At 42.1% G+C, this 17364-nt stretch carries 19 protein-coding genes and 1 pseudogene; 9 read left to right on the top strand and 11 right to left on the bottom strand.

Features of this window, described 5'->3' with window-relative positions:
* Nucleotides 1-7: 7 nt before the first annotated feature.
* The gene (locus tag L9Q39_RS04775; protein ID WP_237483975.1) at nucleotides 8-676 is read right to left on the bottom strand and encodes an NAD(P)H-dependent oxidoreductase; all 669 of its coding nucleotides are present in this window, start codon (nucleotides 674-676) and stop codon (nucleotides 8-10) included.
* 187 nt (nucleotides 677-863) lie between these two features.
* Here L9Q39_RS04775 and L9Q39_RS04780 point away from each other — a divergent pair, with 187 nt between their 5' ends.
* Both L9Q39_RS04780 and L9Q39_RS04785 read left to right on the top strand, forming a co-directional pair.
* Complete coding sequence (locus L9Q39_RS04780) at nucleotides 864-1766, top strand: LysR family transcriptional regulator (RefSeq protein ID WP_237483976.1); 903 nt, start codon at nucleotides 864-866, stop codon at nucleotides 1764-1766.
* Nucleotides 1767-1891: 125 nt separating this feature from the next.
* Complete coding sequence (locus tag L9Q39_RS04785) at nucleotides 1892-2470, top strand: hypothetical protein (protein ID WP_237483977.1); 579 nt, start codon at nucleotides 1892-1894, stop codon at nucleotides 2468-2470.
* A 424-nt stretch (nucleotides 2471-2894) separates the two neighbouring features.
* Here L9Q39_RS04785 and L9Q39_RS04790 read toward each other — a convergent pair whose 3' ends face one another.
* The 4 genes from L9Q39_RS04790 to L9Q39_RS04805 are packed head-to-tail and all read right to left on the bottom strand — an operon-like array spanning nucleotide 2895 to nucleotide 5708.
* Nucleotides 2895-3872: an IS481 family transposase gene (locus L9Q39_RS04790; RefSeq protein WP_237483978.1), complete on the bottom strand. Its 978-nt coding sequence runs from the start codon at nucleotides 3870-3872 to the stop codon at nucleotides 2895-2897.
* Between the two features lie 49 nt (nucleotides 3873-3921).
* A complete protein-coding gene (locus tag L9Q39_RS04795; RefSeq protein ID WP_237483979.1) occupies nucleotides 3922-4686 on the bottom strand; it encodes a hypothetical protein in 765 nt (254 codons plus the stop codon).
* Nucleotides 4687-4698: 12 nt separating this feature from the next.
* Nucleotides 4699-4950, bottom strand: coding sequence for a hypothetical protein (locus L9Q39_RS04800; RefSeq protein WP_237483980.1), 252 nt, complete (start codon nucleotides 4948-4950; stop codon nucleotides 4699-4701).
* A 47-nt stretch (nucleotides 4951-4997) separates the two neighbouring features.
* The gene (locus L9Q39_RS04805; RefSeq protein WP_237483981.1) at nucleotides 4998-5708 is read right to left on the bottom strand and encodes a hypothetical protein; all 711 of its coding nucleotides are present in this window, start codon (nucleotides 5706-5708) and stop codon (nucleotides 4998-5000) included.
* A 456-nt stretch (nucleotides 5709-6164) separates the two neighbouring features.
* On the opposite strand from L9Q39_RS04805, the gene L9Q39_RS04810 reads away from it, so the two are divergent.
* A complete protein-coding gene (locus tag L9Q39_RS04810) occupies nucleotides 6165-6452 on the top strand; it encodes a carboxymuconolactone decarboxylase family protein (protein WP_237483982.1) in 288 nt (95 codons plus the stop codon).
* Nucleotides 6453-6670: 218 nt separating this feature from the next.
* Here the strand turns inward: L9Q39_RS04810 and L9Q39_RS04815 are convergent, their stop codons facing one another.
* From L9Q39_RS04815 to L9Q39_RS04835, 5 genes and pseudogenes are all read right to left on the bottom strand, one after another.
* On the bottom strand, nucleotides 6671-7189 hold the full coding sequence (locus L9Q39_RS04815; protein WP_143692592.1) for a hypothetical protein: 519 nt from the start codon (nucleotides 7187-7189) through the stop codon (nucleotides 6671-6673).
* A gap of 431 nt (nucleotides 7190-7620) precedes the next feature.
* Nucleotides 7621-7794 (bottom strand): annotated as a pseudogene (locus L9Q39_RS04820) (single-stranded DNA-binding protein); the annotation flags it as partial.
* A 424-nt stretch (nucleotides 7795-8218) separates the two neighbouring features.
* Nucleotides 8219-8701 (bottom strand): putative signal transducing protein, encoded by a 483-nt coding sequence (locus tag L9Q39_RS04825; protein ID WP_237485503.1) that lies wholly within the window; start codon nucleotides 8699-8701, stop codon nucleotides 8219-8221.
* A gap of 477 nt (nucleotides 8702-9178) precedes the next feature.
* Complete coding sequence (locus L9Q39_RS04830; protein ID WP_237483983.1) at nucleotides 9179-9727, bottom strand: beta-xylosidase family glycoside hydrolase; 549 nt, start codon at nucleotides 9725-9727, stop codon at nucleotides 9179-9181.
* A gap of 16 nt (nucleotides 9728-9743) precedes the next feature.
* A complete protein-coding gene (locus tag L9Q39_RS04835; RefSeq protein WP_237483984.1) occupies nucleotides 9744-10772 on the bottom strand; it encodes a radical SAM protein in 1029 nt (342 codons plus the stop codon).
* A gap of 207 nt (nucleotides 10773-10979) precedes the next feature.
* Here L9Q39_RS04835 and L9Q39_RS04840 point away from each other — a divergent pair, with 207 nt between their 5' ends.
* The gene (locus tag L9Q39_RS04840; RefSeq protein WP_237483985.1) at nucleotides 10980-11270 is read left to right on the top strand and encodes a putative quinol monooxygenase; all 291 of its coding nucleotides are present in this window, start codon (nucleotides 10980-10982) and stop codon (nucleotides 11268-11270) included.
* Nucleotides 11271-11342: 72 nt separating this feature from the next.
* The gene (locus L9Q39_RS04845; protein ID WP_237483986.1) at nucleotides 11343-12083 is read left to right on the top strand and encodes a sulfite exporter TauE/SafE family protein; all 741 of its coding nucleotides are present in this window, start codon (nucleotides 11343-11345) and stop codon (nucleotides 12081-12083) included.
* A 15-nt stretch (nucleotides 12084-12098) separates the two neighbouring features.
* Here the strand turns inward: L9Q39_RS04845 and L9Q39_RS04850 are convergent, their stop codons facing one another.
* Entirely contained in the window at nucleotides 12099-13016 is a 918-nt protein-coding gene (locus tag L9Q39_RS04850; protein WP_237483987.1) for a LysR family transcriptional regulator, read from the bottom strand.
* A gap of 375 nt (nucleotides 13017-13391) precedes the next feature.
* Between L9Q39_RS04850 and L9Q39_RS04855 the strand changes: the two genes are divergently transcribed.
* The 4 genes from L9Q39_RS04855 to L9Q39_RS04870 all read left to right on the top strand — a co-directional run bounded on the left by L9Q39_RS04855 (nucleotide 13392) and on the right by L9Q39_RS04870 (nucleotide 16987).
* Complete coding sequence (locus tag L9Q39_RS04855) at nucleotides 13392-13694, top strand: putative quinol monooxygenase (protein WP_237483988.1); 303 nt, start codon at nucleotides 13392-13394, stop codon at nucleotides 13692-13694.
* Nucleotides 13695-13764: 70 nt separating this feature from the next.
* A complete protein-coding gene (locus tag L9Q39_RS04860) occupies nucleotides 13765-14847 on the top strand; it encodes a major royal jelly family protein (protein ID WP_237483989.1) in 1083 nt (360 codons plus the stop codon).
* 202 nt (nucleotides 14848-15049) lie between these two features.
* Nucleotides 15050-15817: a glycine betaine ABC transporter substrate-binding protein gene (locus L9Q39_RS04865; RefSeq protein ID WP_237485504.1), complete on the top strand. Its 768-nt coding sequence runs from the start codon at nucleotides 15050-15052 to the stop codon at nucleotides 15815-15817.
* Nucleotides 15818-15961: 144 nt separating this feature from the next.
* Nucleotides 15962-16987 carry a zinc-binding alcohol dehydrogenase family protein gene (locus L9Q39_RS04870; protein ID WP_128813197.1) on the top strand — a complete coding sequence of 342 codons (1026 nt, stop codon included), beginning with the start codon at nucleotides 15962-15964 and terminating at the stop codon, nucleotides 16985-16987.
* The last annotated feature ends 377 nt before the right edge of the window (nucleotides 16988-17364 follow it).

The raw sequence follows: 17364 nt of genomic DNA on the forward strand, positions 1-17364 counted from the left end.
CACTATCTCAATACTGCCCAATCTCAATGGCAGACTCTTCAAAAATATGTTGTAAACGTTGGGCGTAACTTTCTAGTTCAGACACACGCTCTTCTTCGGATTTTCTCGCCGGACCAAACACTTTTTGTGGTGCTAATACTGAAAAACCGTTGAACTCGAAAATACCGCGATGAATAGGACGTAAAATGGCATCCAAATCGCCATTCCATCCACCTTTCAGGTACATTTCTTCCGGTCCACCCATGGTGATACTGACCATGGCTTTTTTGCCTTTATAGACACCATTTTCATAGAAACGACCACCTCCATAAGTTCGCCCCATTGCTAGCACACGGTCTACCCAGCCTTTGAGCATAGCTGGCATGCCAAACCACCAAAGAGGGAACTGGATGATGAGGAGATCACACCATTCCAATTTCTGGATTTCCGCTTCAATTTCGGGGGCAAAGCCATCATGATCAGTGGCGTACATTTCCTCCAGTTGCTGTTTGAAAAACTCAGAATCATTTGTAGTGGTAAAGTTATGGCGGCCAGATACAGGGTCAAAATTCATCGTATGTAGGTCTGAGGTTTTAACGCTATGTCCTGCTGCTTTTAGCGTTTCTACCGCAGTGCGAAACATTGCGCCGTTAAAACTTTTTGGCTCTGGATGCCAGTAAACAACAAGGACATTCATTATTTTTCTCCAATACTTTGATGATCTCAGGATAGTGATATTCTTGCGCAAGTGCTCGTGGCGTTTTGCCATCGAAACCTTGCAACTCGCTCTTGCTGTCCTATCACTGTGTAATAACCACAGTATTGAACAAATTTTCACAAACCTGTAGATTGCTTTAGGTTACTTTAAAGATGAGTAAAAGTTAATGAAATCACTTCCATCTCAGTTGCCGGTCTTTATCCAAGTCGCGAAGCACGGCAGTTTCGCCAAGGCAGCAAGAGCGATTGGTGTCTCCGCCCCCGCAGTAAGCAAAGCGATCACCAAGCTCGAAGAAGAATGGCAAGTAAAACTATTTTTCCGCTCTTCCCACTCATTGAGCCTAACCCAAATTGGTCAGCAACTCGCCGATGAACTCACGCCCTCAATGGCTTCGATCCAAAGCACAATTGAACAGCTTTCCGATAAAGCAAAAAATCCCAATGGAGCCATCAAAATCAACCTACCTGCCAGTTCTATCGGTCAAGAACATATTTTGCCGTTGGTGTTGGAGTTTATGCAGCGATATCCAGAGATCACTTGCGATCTCCATTTTGATGATCGCAATGTCGACTTAGTTGAGCATGGGTTTGATCTCGGTATTGGCACTGCGATTAACCAAGATTCGCGTTTGATTGCTCGCCCGCTTATTACACAGAATATTGGTATTTATGCGGCGTCATCTTATTTAGGCACCTATGGCATTCCCAATAATATTGAGGCGTTAGCTCAGCACCGATGTTTACCTGTTCGTTCGTTAACAACAGGGCGCTTGCACCATTGGCGGCTCAAAGAAGGTAACGTTGCCAAACTGTATGAACCGCAAGGTAGACTGATTATGAATAACTTCGCCGCGGCACAAAAAGCCACAGTTGCCGGTGCAGGTATTGCCATGCTGGGCAGTTGGATGTTTAAAAAAGAACGCCAAGATGGCACGATTCAACCTATTCTTGAGCGGTATTGGGGGGAACCGATCACCATTTGGGTCTACTATTCATCCCAAAAATACTTGCCGAATCGAGTACGTCTTTTGATAGATTATTTGGTCACAAACATCAAACGAATCACATGAACAGTAATCCAATTATGTCAGTCGAAAAGTGGTTCTTTGACACTTTGGTTTATAGAAAGCAATCTGAAACTGGACTTTTTGGTGTTTTATTCTAAGTCACAAATGCCCCATTGTTAGTCAGGGCAATGACTGAGCAGAAAATGGCGTTCCTCAAATCAAGATACTTCTTACTAATGGTTGCGAGTTTAGAAATCGTGAAAGGAACTTTCTCGTTTCATTCCTTCACTTCCATAGAGATGAATAACGCAATGTGTTTAGCGTTTATCGAGACTAAGAGGAAAGCGTTATACGATTATTTTTTGAAGCATCCTCGTGTGACGCGAGCTTTTAGAAATGAATATTCGAATTCTTTTACACCGCTAACTTTGGGGCATCGTAATCTGCATAACCCTGCAACTGTTCGTAAGATGGACGATCCCGTTTCGATTAAGCTGGTCAGAGCGCGAACAGTACTACAGGTGTCGGGAAAAAAATTTCCAATTCGCCAAGATGTGATTTGGGATAAGACAAGTCGAAGCTATTTTGATAATGAATTTCAAAAAGGTCGCATGCACCTCAATGAGCAACAATCTCAGTTTCTAGCTTTGATCATTAAGCAGGTTAATGAAATTAACCACACAATTATGCGTCACTACTATACTTTTCTAGAGTTGCAAAACTTACTCGAAGATAACGAAAAATATCTTGGAGGCGATCATGACTAAGCTCACACAAGAACAAAACCAAACCGTTAAAGATACGGGTAACTCGACGGTTATCGCGTCTCCTGGTTTTAGTAAGACCGCTGTGTTGATATAAAAAACGATGACCTGTGCCCACAGCTGGACACTTCGCGAAGCGACTTACCCATTCCTAAAGTTATCCACGCTTTCCTGATTAAAGTAAAAAGTCTAAGCAACTTTTGCCCCAAAATCATATAGACTAAATAATCACTCACACTCTATTAACAAGCGTTTACCTTACCAAACGTAATGCTTGTCAAAAGCAAAACCTAACCCCTATGTGATGCTATATGCCTTAAGCCCCGCACATCAAATCATTTACTTTCCGGAATAAACTCATACGGTTCATTGGTCCGAAAGATGGCGAGGCCTTTTAAGTCAAGGGGGAAGTAATGATGTGTGTGATTCATAGAGATGGTTTCAATTTTCTTAGCTGAAGATCAAGCTTGTAATTCTGCTCTTGAAACCGCTCTTTCTCGATCTGGTAGTGCTGAGATACCTCTTCAGACAAAGGAGTTTGATCAGATATCTCAGTAATCCTGTCTATCGGGGTTAGCCCATTTAACGAGCTGTGGGGGCGTTCCCAGTTGTAGTAGTGTTGCCATTCAGCTAGTAACAGATCCAGCTCTTCCAGCCCCACGGAGACATCTATGGTCGGATAGAACTCACTTTTATCTGTTTTCTGAGAGCGTTCAACTTTGCCATTCAAGTGAGGTGAGCCAGGTTTATTTGGGCGAAACTTGATTCCATAAATCATGAGTTTTTTCTGGACTTTCTCAGCAAAGAATTCACGCCCTCTGTCCGTCTGAATACGCTGGATAGGAAATGGCATCTCTTCCACGACACAATCAATAAAATCGACTGTATTTGCTGCTGTGCGCCGTGAGTAGCACCTCAGAACCCGATAGCGAGAGCAGTCATCAATAGCTGTGTACTGATAAATTCCAGGTGCTATTTTACAGGTGTCCATCTGGACTCTATCACCAGGAATTGGGCGCTCATATCTTTGGAAATCTTTTTTGCGTCGGTAAGTTACAATGGGTTTGACTGACGCTTCAGATAAAACTTTATGGAGTGTCGCGGTGCTTAAGTGTATTTGGTGAAGTCGGATTAATTCCGTTTGTAAACGCCGCGCCCCTAAATTGCGTTTCTCACGCATCGTAAGGATCAATGCTCTTAGCTCATCAGTGACTTTAGTAACTGGAGATGAATGAGGTCGTCTGCTCTGACTTTCCAGGCCAGCTATTCCACACTTCTTATATCGCTTAGCCCACTTGCGTAATGTTGGTCTGGAAATACCACAGCGTCGACATACGAGACCTGCGTCACCACATTCCTCATACATTTTTACCCACTGTAGTCTTTGTTGGATTTCTCTGTCCATAGACACCCAGTATAGTTGAAAGGATGTCTATGAATCACACAAATGATGACTATGCGGCCCGGACTTTTGCAATTAATGCCGCCTTGTTAGCATCCATTTTGTCTGGGTTTACCTTTCTACTTAGCTCTGCTTTCGCTTTTTTACCAAGAAAGTATTTAATTCGTTCTTGATTACTCCCGCTTGGGTGTGGCAACCCTGACAGAAGTTGAGCGTCCTTTAAATGCCCAGTCTTGACCATATAGCGCAGTGCTTCATCAGCTTGCTTTCCAAGCGGTAACCAAAGACAGTCCGGACCAACAGCTCTGATTTCTTCGGCTAAGTAAGTGTCTAACATCGATACTAGATAATCTATGCTCTCCAGTTTAGGAGCCCCGTTATAGTTATCACCATTATCTCGGGTTACTGGGTAGCGCAGAGCACTGGTATAGTGCACGATGTCAGATTTCGCACCAAACAAATCTGCGCTACTATCAATACCTAATCGCATATTTAGACCAACAAGATCAAGCATTTCTACCAGCCGATCTCTTAAGCCTTTAAAGCTTGCTGCAGCTTTCGCTTTTTCCTGTGCTAGCTCGATTGAGCTGCCACTGATCAAGTGCGTTTTGGCGATGCTCAGAGCCTCGATAGCTTGTGTTTTACCTGGGGTAATACCACAAAGTACAATCTTGGCTTTACGGTTAATATGCTCGAATGGAGCATAGTGCACATTTACCTTACTATCTCGGTACAGTTCAAGTGCTGATTCGAATGGTGACTCTGGGTTGCAGTGTCTTACTTCACTGCTTAGGTTATGTAAAGTTGTCTTTTTCATATCTAGCCTATTTTAGTAATGGTGTGCCACGGTGATTACATGGCCGTCATTGGAACAAACGATGTAAGGGTTTCCCTCACAAGCTCTAACTAATCGTTTTAAGCGCTTCACTAAATCTTTCTTTTCCCGTTTAGACAATTCGATCGTATCGCCTCCGGAATCTGAGCGTGTGACGATTCCCATCGCGTTAATAATGTGAGCCAACAGTGGGTCAAAACCACGTTGATGACAGCGCTCTAATGAATGTTTCGTATGTTCCACCATGCCTATCTCCTTACAGTAGCAATAGAGTAGATAAATTAAATTTGAGGTTACGACTTCAAAGCGACAAAGCCTCGACGACCAGCGAGCCACTCACGGGCAACTTCGACACTAATAAAAACACCACCATCTTCTTTGATGACTTCTAATGGCTTCTCTTTGACATATTGCGCATTACGCACAGTATTGATGTTCTTGATGCCAGCTAATAGAGCGAGTTCAAGCACAGTTAGGTGCTTTAAAGCAACTTGGCTCCACCAACCAGAAGAAAGGGTTATGAGTTCACCTTGAATTGATGGGATTGCTTCAACGTCACCACCACTCTCAAAATCGACACCAAACTCAAGTTTCATTCGTGCCAAAGCTTTAATAACTACTTTCAGCACCGGATCTAAAGCGTACTCACCTTGGTACTCACACATTGGCAAAATTGCGCATATCCATTGTGTTAATGCCGAAATTACATCTTCCATATGGAAGCTCGTTAGGTTCTCGCTAATTACTCCCGTTTCTGCATAAGTCCACAGGGCTTGCACATATACCCAAGTATGTGAACTCTCAATCTCTTGGATCAGCTTCGGAGTTAGATTCCTTGACTCGATGCTTTCGATAAATGGTAAGCCATTACCCGATATTAAGTTAGATTCATGCAGCTCTTTCAGGTTTGCATTCACAAAGTAAGTTGAGATCCGTAACTGCTCGAGTGTGACTGGCGAAAGGTCAGTCTTACTTCTCAATGTTATTGCAAATGGATTGTTCATATTCATAGTGCCTTGTGATTGATATGTACTTGACTAGTACATATATAATCGATCATGAATATGTACTAGTCAAGTGCATATTGAGTTTTTTTTAGTCTCATTGCATAAGCTACTAGAGCGATATGACTCAATCATGCTCACTGTAGTGATGTTCGTGAAGGGATTCGAGGAAGTAGAAGAGCCTCTAATAAGAACCGCGGATTTCGCTATGTAGTGGATAAGCGATTTTGGCCAACCATATGTAGGTTGGCAGCATGGTTGAGATACTAGAAGTAATGCAAGAAGTTGAGGTGGCTTATGGATCTTAACTCGGAATTGTCCAGAGCCGTGCTGACTGGACGTGTAACACGTATTTGCCCCAAACCAAGTTAGCTCAAGATCATTTCCTTTAACCTTGCCATAGATTCACCATTAGTTTAACTTATCGAATATAGCCACAACAAAGGAGTGGTTTTTATGCTAGGAAAGCACCAAGAAGCCTATGGCGCATTTTATCGTTCAACTCATGACAATGAGTACTTAGACTCTAAGACTGAACTATTAGTCGGTTTGGCCGCAGCCATGGGGATGAATTGCCTGCCATGTACAAACTATTATCTAAAACAGGCAAAAAAGGCGGGAATCACGAAAGGCGAAATTTCGGATGTAACAGCCAAAGTTATGGCTGTAGCGGCAGGTCAGAAAAAGCTTCAGCTTCAAGAAGTACTGGAACGTTATGAAATAGACTTAAACTCGTTCAACTAAAGAAGGTGTATGACGTTGTGAGGAGGCTAAACACTAATGCCCAATTATGAGTTTCGGTCAGAACATTCGCGTGCATAGACAACCGGAATTTGCCCAAATACAGCTCATGTGACGCCCAAAAAACTCATGCAGTAAAAGTGATTTTTTATGTTGGTAAGGTCGCTACAAGAAAGACTCACGGCAAGTGTTGCGAATCACTCTTAAATGCTTTGTTAGGCTTAAAATCTTGGTTGTGAATATAAAGTCATATTGCTTTGATGTTCTTGCTCCGACAACAACTCTAAATTGAGTAATTTGGCAGATATTGACAACGGACTTCTTTCAAGTTGGAGCGCTATCTCTTTTATATCTAATCTCTGGCTATGGAGCCTTAACAATATAGCCAAATCTCGATCGTACCAACTGAGCCCTGCATTTCTTGGTCGACCTGCACGTTCATTCTCTGAACGTTTATGGGCATCTTGCTTTTGTCTATAAACAACTTTCTCAGAAGCTACAGTACCTTTAACTACAAAACCCTCTCCTTGTGGGTTTCGAACTAAAGTTGTTCCAGGGTGAGCTAGAGCATAAGCTTTAGCGTCCGCCAAAGAAGAGAAGTAGTTTGAAGCACCACTAAATTCCTCTTTTAGCTCCTCTTCAGGCTCTTCAAAAGAATCTCCCCAACCCGGCTTATCCCAAGCGAAATCTCCATTTTCATCAGGAAAATATAGTTCGGGAAACTCGTCGCACATTGGCATTACTCAATCTACCTTAGTTAGACGTATTTTCGTCGGGTGAACAACAATAAGAAATAATCCCAGACACAACTAAAATAGGTCCCGCAACATATGTCACATAAACTCCAACGTAAGAGACTGTGCACCAAATCAAAATATAAACTGCTAATGTAATAATGAAAACGGCAAGCGATTTCTCATACAACCATTGTTTCATCGAGAACTACAACTCTGGAAAGTAAAAAGTAGCGAGATTATAAAACAAACATAAAAGATGACATACTGTTATTTTAAGCCTAACGCCGCGTTAAGTGGTGAGCAACGCTACCACCAGACCTAAACTATTGTGCCGTAGACACTAAAGCCGAATCAAACCGAAAAAGCCAAGCGTTGGGAATCCGTCTTAAACGCTTTGTTAGCTGCGTACACGCATACGATATACCGGCTTCAAATCAAAACGGTATATCGTCATCAAAATTCATTGGTGGCTCATTGTATTGAGATTGAGCCTGTTTCGATACGCCGAGCTGCTGTTGTGCTCTTTGAGTGTAGAACACATTACCTTGCTGAAGTTGAGGTTGACCCCATCCGCCCTGCTGTTGCTGTTGACCACCACCCATTTTCGGGATGTCTATAGGTTTTGCTACTCTTTTCCAATAACTGTCATAACCATCAGCTACGGTACACAAATATCCAATAATTTCCCCAGAGGTAGTTGTATCAACAATAATATCGTCTACCTCAGGTTCAGGGCGAGCATTAAACATCATCTGCCGCCACGCGTTTAAGTTTCCCTTTTTTAGCCCAGATGGTTTAGCTGTCCATGAACCATCATTTTTCATAACTTTTGCGATGATAGAACCTCGAATAATATATTTGATACACTATACTATATAAGTGATAATGTTATTTAATTTCCCGCCTAGCCGCTAACGCCCAATTAAGGGGTGAACAACGCCTTCACCCACACCTAAAGCATTCTGCCATAAACACTAAATTTGAAGTAGAAGTAAAAATGCCAAGCGTTGTGAATCCCTCTTAAATTGATTGTTATGGCGCTGAACTTGAAGCTAGTTGTTGAATGTCAATTAGGTCTACTTCCCTGCCCAATATCCGCTTGTACTCTACCAATTGGTGGACTGGGATAACCTGTAATTCGATGCCTTGATAGCTTTTGGTAACTGACTTTGAAAAGTCGATTTCCAGTTGGTGCCACGAACCGTCCAACGATGACTGGATTTTTGTATTGAGAGCCAAGCCTATTTCAATTTTTTGATTTTGATAGACTAGCTGAAAATACTCTAAATCCCAGCCATATTCCGAGTAGTGAGCAAGCGCTTTAGAAATATACGGGGCAACGTGAGCAAGTATTTTATTTGCATCTGAGTTATGGATATAGAGATCAATATCTGCAATTTCACGACTACCGCCATGAATTGTTGCCGCTAAACCACCGACAATTTGGTATTCGATACTCTCCGATTCCAAAAGAATTTTCAGCCAGTTCAAGGCTACTTTTACTTTCTCGCTCATATACTCCCTTAGCTGATTTTTGCCCTGCGCCATAACGCTTTCTATACAGCAACAAGCCGTTTTTATGCGGCGATTTAAGCCCATTTAATCTTTCATGGTCAACATAAATTCAAAGACTTAAAACGACACTTTGCATGTTAGATCGCAACATATCGCTTAATATGAAGAATTGAATTTAACGTAACGCTCGTTGTGCGCACCAAGCCAAAGCCTAATCTTGAGGCAATCCTTTTAGCTAGCGCTATCTTAACCGAAGCGCTAGCTCTCCCAAACTCACTTTGCCATACAAAAAGTAATTTATGAATTGCTAATTTAAGTAGATGCTCTAGCTGATTTCTGTCCAGAGCAGTGCTGTCTGGGGCATGTAACACGAAACTGCCCCATTGTGTGTTTCGATCCCACTAAGCGCTATGACTAACATGACTTTTTCAAAAATAAAACTAATACAAAAAGTCAATTACTATATACCAGACTGGCTCAACTCATTAGTTGAAATTCACTAAACTTAGCAAAATTAGGTGTGTTTGAACTACCACTAAAGGTATAAAGCATAAGTCCTTTTGCTTGGCCGTTTAATGTCTTCGCAGATCCAATGACTTGCCAAGAGCGTTTTTGATTACATCCCAAGAACGCAGTGATAGTACCATCATTTTTTTCAATCTTAACTGACGCTGTCGTGCCTTCAAATGTGCGAAGTTGTTTGATCTCTGGTTGACCATCTTGCTCTACAACAAACACAATGGAAGGCTCGCCCATGAACATTTCTTTACTAATTTTGATGTAATTATCGTTGTCCCAGTAAATGCCTAGACCAGCTTGTTCAAATGGCAAGGTTGGCTCTAAGGTGATGGTTACTTCTGCGCTATAATTGAGTTGAGATACCGGGTAGATGAAAATGTTATCCACGTCACTTGAACCCGCGCCAAAAATATTGCCCTCTTGCACTTGCATCGACAACAGCCCGTTATCAAATGACCAATGGCTTGGGTTCTCATTTTGAATGTGCCAGTCGTTTAAATTCTTCATTTCGGACTCCTTGGGTTCAGATCATGCGTTGGCGAAGGCTATAAAAAATATCTTCAAGGTCGCCAAGTTTTTGCTGCTCTATGCGCATTAGCTGTTGCTGCACCGTGTCATACATAAGCGTATTGTTCATGTCATTCAGTGTTGCATAGTGGTGGGTGCGACGGCCTAAAATAAAGTTATTTTGATCGTTTTTGTTCATCATCATGAAATGATCAATAGTACGCAAAAACGCCTCTTTATCATGCGGAAATTGTCCATTGAGTTCCATCAGCAAGTTTATCCCATGATAATTACCGTAATTGCTGTTGATACCATTTAATTGGCTAATCAATTGATATTGCTCTACAAGCATCTCACGCTCGGTTAGAGGCGTAAACTGGCCGTTTTGAACCATGTCATCCAACCCTGTACCGGGTTTAACTGCTAGCGATAATATTCGAATCTCATCAGGATCAATCTGATTTAATAGCTGAGCAGTCTGTGCAACATGGTCATCAGACAACGCCTTGCCACCTAAACCAAGAATGATGAATGTCATCATCTTCATACCGGCTTGCTTCGCATACTGGGCTGATTTTAAAATTGACTTAGGGGTGATCCCTTTTTTCATCAACTTGAGTACCTCAAGTGAGCCCGACTCCATACCGCAATACAGCATGTTTAGCCCTGCATCGCAGATCGCCTGCATCTCGGCTGGAGACTTTTTAGTCATGGTTTGAGCTCTGCCATATGAGCTAATTTGTGTGAGCTCCGGGAACGCCTCTTTTAGTGTATTAAGCACATCCAGTAAATCGTCCGTTTCCATTGCAAACGAATCACCATCTTGTAAAAAACAACTCTTGAACTGTCGGTTTTTATAGAAGGTTCTTGCCGCCCAGATATCACGCTTAATATCTTCAACGGGACGAATAGCGAACTCCATCCCTTCAAATAAAGTGCAGAACTTACATTTATTCCATGGGCAGCCTTGCGTTGTTCTTATCAGCAAACTGTTTGCTTCAGAGGGTGGACGAATTGGACCTTGTTGAAACTGAATGTGTGTCATAGCGAATCTTAATAGTGAAATCAATTCACTAATCCTACGTGAAACAAGGTAAGTAAAAAACAAGGTAAATTTTGATATATTATCAAAATATATTTGACAATATATCCGCTATAACCCTGTTTATCCAACACCAGTCACCACCTATTATACGACTATCAAAACACGGTAGCCTAAGCGGTTACATTCGTTAATTATCAGGAAATTCCTATGAGCAAGCTCACTATCGTCGCTAACATCGTTGCCAATGAAGATAAAATTGAACTGGCAAAAGCTGAACTACTGAAGCTGATTGATATCACTCGCGCAGAAGAGGGTTGCATTAACTATGACCTTTACCAAGATAATGAAAACCCTGCACATTTCATGTTTTACGAAAACTGGGTATCTCGCGAATTATGGCAAGCACATATGGGTAACACCCACCTTGTAGAATACATGACAGCAACGGAAGGGTGTGTTGCAAGTTTCACTCTGAATGAGATGACACAAATCGCGTAAGCACCTTTACGACTGTAGTGTCAGCAAGGCCATTATGGCCTTCTTTTTTTGCCTGTCGATGTAGTGAAAATAATGATTACTGATATCTGGTTCTATCTAGCTGCGATACCTGCTGTGTTCTTTTATGGAATGGGAAAAGGCGGTGTTGGAGGGATCTTGGGTATGCTCTCGGTGCCATTAATGGCAATGAGTATTTCGCCTGTCCAAGCCGCTGCGATTTTATTGCCACTTTTATGTGGAATGGATCTAATGGCGCTGTTTTATCATCGTAAAAATTGCAATTATACCGAACTCAAAATCATGATGCCTTTTGCTGTGCTAGGAGTAATGACCGCTTCTTATTTCATGGGTAGTCTTCCGACACACATTGTTGAACTAATGATTGGTGGATTGGCGCTGACTTTTCTGGGGAAAAAGTTATTGTTGAAGCAATCAAGTTCACCTAACCGAATCAAAGGCTATGCATTAAACCTATTATCAGGTTTCTCAAGTACGATAGCTCATGCAGGGGGACCGCCAGCAAGCATGTATTTACTACCCAAGAAACTGCCTAAAGAGCAACTTATAGGCACCAGTGTTGTATTTTTCGCTGGGCTTAATTTTGTTAAGTTAGTCCCATACAGTTATATGGGACAGCTTGATAGACAAAATTTAATGACATCACTCGTGCTTATACCTATTGCATTCTTGGGGGTGAGAACCGGTGTTTGGTTGGTTAACATCATATCTCAAGAGCTGATTTATAAAATTAGCTATAGTGTATTATTCATTACGGCGATAAAAATGCTGTACTCTGGAATCGCCTCGCTATAAGTCATAGGCCGTATCTTATATCACTTCTTTTCTTGCTAACTCCTCAAGAATCACGTTGGTTTTCTCTCTAAATAAATCTCTTAACAGTCGAACCGTTGGTGTGATGGACTGACGGCTCGGACAAACCAACCACAACTCAGTCGGAGTCGGCTTATACTCCCGCATAATACTCACAACACGACCGCTAAGAAGGTTATCCGACATATCAAGGCAAGATTTGATTGCCACGCCTTTACCTGCAACACACCAGCGTCTAACCAGATCTCCATCATTCGAAGCCCTATTACCCTTAAGTTTTACCTTATGAACTGTATCCTCATGGCTTAATAACCACTCATTTTGCAACACATCATGCAGCTGATAAAACAGTACATTGTGCTCAAGCAGATCATTAGGCTTAGTGGGAGCGGGATTCTCTGCTAAATAGCTTGGACTCGCGCATAGCACTCTCGGCACATCACAGATTTTAAAGCCATACATATTGGCATCTGTTGGTGAGCCATAGCGCAGAGCCATGTCGACAGAGTCGCGGTAGAAATCAATATTGCTATCACTAATGCTTGATCGCAGTGAGACATTCGGATACTGCAATAAAAATTCATCTAACCAAGGGGTGATAAGATTGCGCCCCAAATCAGAAGATAACGCGATACGAATTTCACCATCAATAATGCCTAACTCTTCATGCATATTCATTTTGGCCTGCTCAAGCATTTTTAATGCCTCCTCACACTGAGGTAAATAACGCTCTCCAGCAGAGGACAATCGTAAATGGCGAGTGGTTCGGACAAAAAGCTCAGCGCCCAATGATGCTTCAACGCGCTTTACCGCTGCACTGGCTGTCGCGGTGCGCATATCTAAAGCGGTTGCGGCGGCGGTGATGCTGCGAAACTCCGCGACTTTCAAAATAACCTGTAAATCTTCTAAAAGCATGACAAGACCTTCGTTAGGAAAGGACAGCAATAATTGCTGAGTGCTTTCTATTTATAATGCAGCTATGACGACAGAACAATATAATTTCAAAATATTTTTGATAATAATTCAAATTAGAGCCTGTTTTTCATTGTCAATAACTCGCCTATCATAACTCCATTCAAACAAAACCGGTCAAACACAAGACCTAATGTATGACGTTTATGATTATCAATTCACTTTAGACACTGTTTCAAAAATGATTAGATAATCAATGATGTTTTATTGTCTACACTGAGTGTGTATTGCCAGTGCTTATGATGATCATTTATTAATAAAATTTTGTTTATATTGGTTTTGTTGTCGTTAATAAGTAGAGGGATAAAGGAATTAAACATGGCTAAATTGACTATTGTTGCAAATATTGTTGCAAATATTGTTGCGAACGAAGATAAAGTAGAACTGGTAAAAGCAGAGCTATTGAAGCTGATTGATATCACTCGGGCGGAAGAGGGGTGCATTAACTACGACCTTCATCAAGACAACGAAAACCCAGCACATTTCATGTTCTATGAGAACTGGGTATCTCGTGAACTGTGGCAAGTTCATATGGGTAATACTCACCTTGCAGAATATATGGCAGCAACAGAAGGGTGTGTTGCAAGTTTCACACTGAATGAGATGACTCAAATCGCTTAACGTTACATTAGATGGTCATCAGCTATTTATAGCAATCCATAATCAAGTGAATCCCAGTAGGATGCATGAAATGAAAAACGTAAAATCACTTTTAGCTATTGCGGTAGCAACCCTCTTTAATACTGCTCAAGCAGCAGAGATCGAAGTTGTCGCTGAACTTAACGGTACCCGCCCTGGGAACATCACTGTGACAGAACAAGGCCGCATATTCCTTTCAATGCAGCCTCTTGATGGCCCCAAATATCGCGTTGTTGAACTGATGAAAGATGGTTCAACTCAGCCTTTCCCAAGTGAGGACTGGGCGAATGGTCCGGAGACTGGCAAAGTTGGGCTTTCGTCGGTTATTGGTATTGATAGTACCAAAGAGGGTGTGGTTTGGATTCTGGATATGGGCAGTTCTGAAGCGCCAGCGCAGATTGTGGCTTGGGATACAGTAAACAACAAGCTATTTAAACGCATCGAGATAAGCAAAGATGTCACTGTCGGCAACTCTTTCCTACAGGATTTCGCTTTAGATACCAAACGTAACCAGATGTACATTGCAGATACCAGCCTTGGTAACTTGTTCGGTGACCCGGCACCTGCATTTGTTGTTGTGGATTTAGAAACGGGGAAATCTCGCCGCGTTCTTGAGTCTTACAAGGCGCTATTATCACCAGAGCATGACGTAATTATTGATGGTTCACTGATGGGTGCAAAGCGTGAAGATGGTAGCTCGGATGCGCTTTATCTTGGACTGAACCCAGTAACGATTGATGCTGCGAACGAGTGGGTATATTTCGGCACGGTGAATGGCAGCGCGATTTTCCGACTACCAGCGGGGGCGCTTGCAAACGAGAAGTTGACAGATAAAGAGCTTGCTCAATCTATCGAGTTCTACAATGAAAAGCGCCCAAGTGACGGCATGATCATTGCTGATAACGGTGATATCTATGTCGGCGATGTTGAGAAAAACGCTGTGAGCATTGTGACGAGTGAGAGCTTCAAGACGTTTGCACAAGATGACAAATTACTGTCATGGGCAGATGGCTTCTCAATTCAGGGTGGTTACCTCTACGTGACGCAAAACTCTCTGCACCTAAACCCCGCCCTTAATGAAGGTGAAGAAGGTGCGAGCAAACCGTTTCATGTGTTACGCATCAAACTAGATTAAGACGACAATAGATAGACTCGTCAATATAAAGCGTATGTATTTCATCAATGCATGCGCTTTTTTATTAAGTGTAAATTGGTGTCTATCAATTAATTTTTGATAATGATTCGAACATTAGGCTGTTTTTGATTGCTCTAGTGCCTTGTATTATCAATCTATAAACAACGATAAGAGCGAAAGAACAATGAATAAAAAAATCACAATGGGTGTAACAGATTTATCATTTCATCGTACGACAGCTTCACTAGTTAGCAATGTATTGAAAAGTATGGGCTTCGAAGTTGAGCGAATCTTTTCCCCACATCAGGAAAATTTTGAAAAACTGAAAACGGGTGAAATCGATATGCTCTCTTCTGCTTGGTTACCATCGAGCCATGGTATCTATAAGTCGGACGTTGAAAAAGTTGAGCTATTAATCGAGCTTGGACTTCATTACGAACCTTACGCACTGTGGGGTGTGCCGGATTACGTACCTGAAGAGATGGTCGCTGAAGTGGCGGATTTATTGAAGCCTGAAGTCGTCGAGCAAATGAGACCTAAAATTCAAGGTATTAATCCAGGAGCTGGTATCACTCGCTTCTCTATCCAGATGATGGCAGAGTACGGTTTAAGTAAAGCAGGCTATGAGTTTTATACAGGCAGTGAAGACGACTGTTTTAGTGCTTTTGAAGCTGCCGTCGCAAATAAAGAGTGGGTCATTGTGCCGCTATGGAAACCGCAATTTCTTCACTATCGTTATGATATTCGCGAGCTTAAAGAGCCGAAAGGGCTGCTTGGAATTGTAGACCGAGCTGTACTGTTACTGAGAGATGATAAGAAAAATCTGTTTAATGATGAGCAGCTTAAAACCTTAGATTCATTACGTTTCTCCAACGATATTATTGCAGAGCTTGATTATAAAGTGTGCCGTGAGGGTAAACCACAAGATGAAGTAACGTATGAGTGGTTGGTTGCACAAGGTGTTATCTAACTAGGTTAACAGATAAGTATCTCAACACTACCCGGTCGAGTCGTGTGATTATCAAAAATATATTGAATGTAATTAAAAGATTAGGCGGTTTATCTAGGGTAAAAAATCTCTATGATGAAGGTGTCCGATCAAAGGAGAAACAACATGTCAGCACCAACAACAATGAAAGCAATTGGTTTTACTCAATCACTAGCAATTACAGAGCAAGACAGCTTATTCGAGTTTGAAACAAGCCTACCAGAGCTAAAAGACAATGACCTGCTGGTGAAAGTGAGTGCGACCTCGATTAACCCAGCAGATGCAAAAATACGTATCCGAAACGCACAAGATAAAACCCTAGAGCAGCCAAAAGTATTGGGCTATGACGCGGTGGGTGAAGTGGTTGCTAAAGGTGGCAATGTTTCAGGCTTCGAAATTGGTGACCGTGTTTATTACGCAGGTGATGTGACACGTATGGGGGCGAATGCTGAGTACCAAGCAGTCGATTACCGAATTACAGCCCACGCTCCAAAAAGCCTTTCTGACGAATCAGCAGCCGTTATGCCTCTCGCTACATTGACAGGTTGGGAAGCCCTGTTTGATCGCCTACGCGTTCGTCCAGAAGAGAAGAAATCTATCCTGATTATTGGTGGCGCAGGCGGTGTCGGCTCGATTACGATTCAACTGGCGAAGCAGCTCACTAACCTAACAGTGATTGCGACCGCTTCAAGACCAGAGACTGAGCAGTGGGTAAGAGATATGGGCGCTGACCATGTTGTGAATCACCGCAATCTAGTGGAGTCGGTACGTGAACAAGGCATTCAGCATGTGGACTACATCTTCAACGTTGCAGATACCAAAGGTCACTGGGATACAATGGTCGAGTTGATTGCTCCGCAAGGCATGATCAGTTCAATTGTAGAATTTGATGGTGGTGTTGACCTATCAAAACTACAAGGCAAATCAGCTGGCTTTATCTGGGAGCTGATGTTTACTCGCTCACTGTTTAACACTGACGATATCCAGAAGCAGCAAGATATCCTATTCCAAGCTGCAAACTTGATTGATGCTGGCCGCATTAAGTCTACACTGACCACCACATTGAATGGCTTTAGTGTTGAGACGTTAAAAGACGCACACCAACGTATTGAAAGCAGCGCATCAATTGGCAAAACTGCGATTAAATACTAATTCAGACTTATAAAAACGGCTTCTTTGTTGAGCCCACCGTTGCTTGGCCGCAAGAGCTTAACTTATGGCTGGAAACAAACAGTAATGAGCTAGGTGCTAGTATACTAACCGGCTAGATTGGTTGGACGAAAGCGTATTAATTAGGCCCGAGTTATCAAGATGGTAGCTCGTTTTTTTTATTAATATAACCAGTCAAACTTAAAAACAGTAAAACCTGTGATTCCTTTTTACTCATTACTATTTCTCTTCCCCTAGAAGTAACCTCAAGGTAGGTTGGAAATCTTTACGACGTGATTTTCCATACCTGTAGTTATTCATTTATTTCTAATTTAGCAAAATCGCTGACTCATTTTTGTCCAAAATCTTCACAGGCTGAA

Source organism: Vibrio hippocampi (assembly GCF_921292975.1).
GTDB lineage: Bacteria > Pseudomonadota > Gammaproteobacteria > Enterobacterales > Vibrionaceae > Vibrio > Vibrio hippocampi.

What these genes read in the sequence shown, in the direction of transcription:
- L9Q39_RS04775 (WP_237483975.1), bottom strand. Translation starts at nt 676, where the DNA reads ATGAATGTCCTTGTTGTTTACTGGCATCCAGAGCCAAAAAGTTTTAAC.
- L9Q39_RS04780 (WP_237483976.1), top strand. Translation starts at nt 864, where the DNA reads ATGAAATCACTTCCATCTCAGTTGCCGGTCTTTATCCAAGTCGCGAAG.
- L9Q39_RS04785 (WP_237483977.1), top strand. Translation starts at nt 1,892, where the DNA reads ATGACTGAGCAGAAAATGGCGTTCCTCAAATCAAGATACTTCTTACTA.
- L9Q39_RS04790 (WP_237483978.1), bottom strand. Translation starts at nt 3,872, where the DNA reads ATGGACAGAGAAATCCAACAAAGACTACAGTGGGTAAAAATGTATGAG.
- L9Q39_RS04795 (WP_237483979.1), bottom strand. Translation starts at nt 4,686, where the DNA reads ATGAAAAAGACAACTTTACATAACCTAAGCAGTGAAGTAAGACACTGC.
- L9Q39_RS04800 (WP_237483980.1), bottom strand. Translation starts at nt 4,950, where the DNA reads ATGGTGGAACATACGAAACATTCATTAGAGCGCTGTCATCAACGTGGT.
- L9Q39_RS04805 (WP_237483981.1), bottom strand. Translation starts at nt 5,708, where the DNA reads ATGAACAATCCATTTGCAATAACATTGAGAAGTAAGACTGACCTTTCG.
- L9Q39_RS04810 (WP_237483982.1), top strand. Translation starts at nt 6,165, where the DNA reads ATGCTAGGAAAGCACCAAGAAGCCTATGGCGCATTTTATCGTTCAACT.
- L9Q39_RS04815 (WP_143692592.1), bottom strand. Translation starts at nt 7,189, where the DNA reads ATGCCAATGTGCGACGAGTTTCCCGAACTATATTTTCCTGATGAAAAT.
- L9Q39_RS04825 (WP_237485503.1), bottom strand. Translation starts at nt 8,701, where the DNA reads ATGAGCGAGAAAGTAAAAGTAGCCTTGAACTGGCTGAAAATTCTTTTG.
- L9Q39_RS04830 (WP_237483983.1), bottom strand. Translation starts at nt 9,727, where the DNA reads ATGAAGAATTTAAACGACTGGCACATTCAAAATGAGAACCCAAGCCAT.
- L9Q39_RS04835 (WP_237483984.1), bottom strand. Translation starts at nt 10,772, where the DNA reads ATGACACACATTCAGTTTCAACAAGGTCCAATTCGTCCACCCTCTGAA.
- L9Q39_RS04840 (WP_237483985.1), top strand. Translation starts at nt 10,980, where the DNA reads ATGAGCAAGCTCACTATCGTCGCTAACATCGTTGCCAATGAAGATAAA.
- L9Q39_RS04845 (WP_237483986.1), top strand. Translation starts at nt 11,343, where the DNA reads ATGATTACTGATATCTGGTTCTATCTAGCTGCGATACCTGCTGTGTTC.
- L9Q39_RS04850 (WP_237483987.1), bottom strand. Translation starts at nt 13,016, where the DNA reads ATGCTTTTAGAAGATTTACAGGTTATTTTGAAAGTCGCGGAGTTTCGC.
- L9Q39_RS04855 (WP_237483988.1), top strand. Translation starts at nt 13,392, where the DNA reads ATGGCTAAATTGACTATTGTTGCAAATATTGTTGCAAATATTGTTGCG.
- L9Q39_RS04860 (WP_237483989.1), top strand. Translation starts at nt 13,765, where the DNA reads ATGAAAAACGTAAAATCACTTTTAGCTATTGCGGTAGCAACCCTCTTT.
- L9Q39_RS04865 (WP_237485504.1), top strand. Translation starts at nt 15,050, where the DNA reads ATGGGTGTAACAGATTTATCATTTCATCGTACGACAGCTTCACTAGTT.
- L9Q39_RS04870 (WP_128813197.1), top strand. Translation starts at nt 15,962, where the DNA reads ATGTCAGCACCAACAACAATGAAAGCAATTGGTTTTACTCAATCACTA.